This window comes from Massilia sp. DD77, from assembly GCF_036961685.1.
Taxonomy (GTDB): domain Bacteria; phylum Pseudomonadota; class Gammaproteobacteria; order Burkholderiales; family Burkholderiaceae_D; genus Telluria.
The window spans coordinates 1-1,465 of the sequence record NZ_JBAMDH010000087.1 but is presented as its reverse complement, the minus strand read 5'-3'; the positions used below and the strand labels follow the sequence as shown (position 1 = coordinate 1,465).

The window sequence follows — 1,465 nt, the reverse complement described above, 5'->3', positions numbered from 1 at the left end:
TCGTCAACCTTTCGCTTGGATCTCCGGGAGACCGCGTCTGCGTCAGGCGAAACGAGACTATAACAAATTCATGACATATCCCGCAAGGGGAGTTGCTCGCTTGCGACGACGACATGAAAGAACACCGCACCATGGGGATAGCCTATGACTATTGATGCCTTCATTTTAAATTGCTTTCCACTATTAACGAGAATAATTATCATTTGACCTCGCAGTAGTGATAACGGAGCAAGAAAGGAAGACGGCATGGTCACCGCAGCAAAAAGAACTAGCCAGGTGCTTACACATATGGGCATTGCGTTTGCGATCGCCTATGCCATGACGGGCTCCCTCGTCTTCGGTGGTCTCGCCATCGTCATCGAGCCACTCATCAATGTACTGCTGCTGCCCCTCCATGAAAAGGCATGGACCGCGCTTCGCCGACGGTCGCCCTCCGAGCGCGCGCGCTACCTGGTGATTGCCGGCGAAAAGCTGAGCCAAACCGCCATGCACATGGTCGTCGCGTTCTCCGTCATGTATGCCGCCACGGGCTCGTTGGCGTTCGGTGGAATGGCTGCGGTACTGGAGCCCGTATGCAACGTCTTGCTGCTCCCGGTGCACGACCGCTTCTGGAATCGGCTTGAGCTGCGCGTCAACGGCAAGCTCCAGATGGCTTGATTACACTTGTCTGCGGCAAAGTATGCGCGATGAAGTCCGCCCGACCGCTCAAGAGATCCTGCTTGCCTGAGGTGTCTCCGCCTTTTGCCGAAAACCCGGCCCAATGTGCTGGTTGAGGAAATCGAGCAGCTTGGTGTAATAGCGTGTCAGGCTAGGAATATACGTCCGACCGTGGCCTTCCTCCGGGAGACTCACCCACGTTACCAGCGTCTTGTGCTGTTCGAGCGCATCCCGCATCTTTTGGCTATTCGAGATAGGAACCCGCACATCCTCCTCGCCGAGCATCGGCAACACCGGCACATCGATCTCGTCCGCGTGCCTGGGCGGCGATGCAGGATTGAAGAGGAATGCGAGATAGCCGCGGCTCGCGAGCAACTGGACCTCCTCATTGAATTCCCACTCGTCGCGCGTGATCTGCGCGCCATGGATCAGGACCACCGCCGGCGTCGGGGCCCTGCGTCCTTGCCGACCGCGTGAGGTAGGCAGGAGTTCCGAGTGCGTCGGAGGCGCGGTATTCGATGATCTCGACCGCCCGCAGCTTGGCCGCATCGAGCACCAGGTTCGCCTTGCCGATCCTGGTCAGCTTTGCTTTTCGGGATTAGGCGTCCCCTTTGGCCGGAACCTAAGTTCGTTGCTGGCCATTAGCGTTCGCTGTGCTCGTTCATGCAAACTTACGTCCGGCCAAGGGGACGCCTAGTCCTGGAACGACGATTTTCAGCTAGATGAAATATCCCGGACAGCAGTGCGCGAAGGCGGGGGATCCACGTTTGCAGCGCCCCTGGTAGCTCAGGTTCCGGCCGCCCAAAGT

The 1,465-nt window shown here is 58.2% G+C and carries 2 protein-coding genes; one reads left to right on the top strand and one right to left on the bottom strand.

The window, feature by feature from the left end:
• Positions 1-246: 246 nt before the first annotated feature.
• Positions 247-657 (top strand): DUF2061 domain-containing protein, encoded by a 411-nt coding sequence (locus V7778_RS25065; RefSeq protein WP_335560355.1) that lies wholly within the window; start codon positions 247-249, stop codon positions 655-657.
• 48 nt (positions 658-705) lie between these two features.
• Here V7778_RS25065 and V7778_RS25060 read toward each other — a convergent pair whose 3' ends face one another.
• A complete protein-coding gene (locus V7778_RS25060) occupies positions 706-1,095 on the bottom strand; it encodes an alpha/beta hydrolase family protein (protein ID WP_335560353.1) in 390 nt (129 codons plus the stop codon).
• Positions 1,096-1,465 lie beyond the last annotated feature (370 nt).

Excerpts from the sequence above, each read along its gene's own strand:
- V7778_RS25065 (WP_335560355.1), top strand. The coding sequence starts at position 247 with ATGGTCACCGCAGCAAAAAGAACTAGCCAGGTGCTTACACATATGGGC.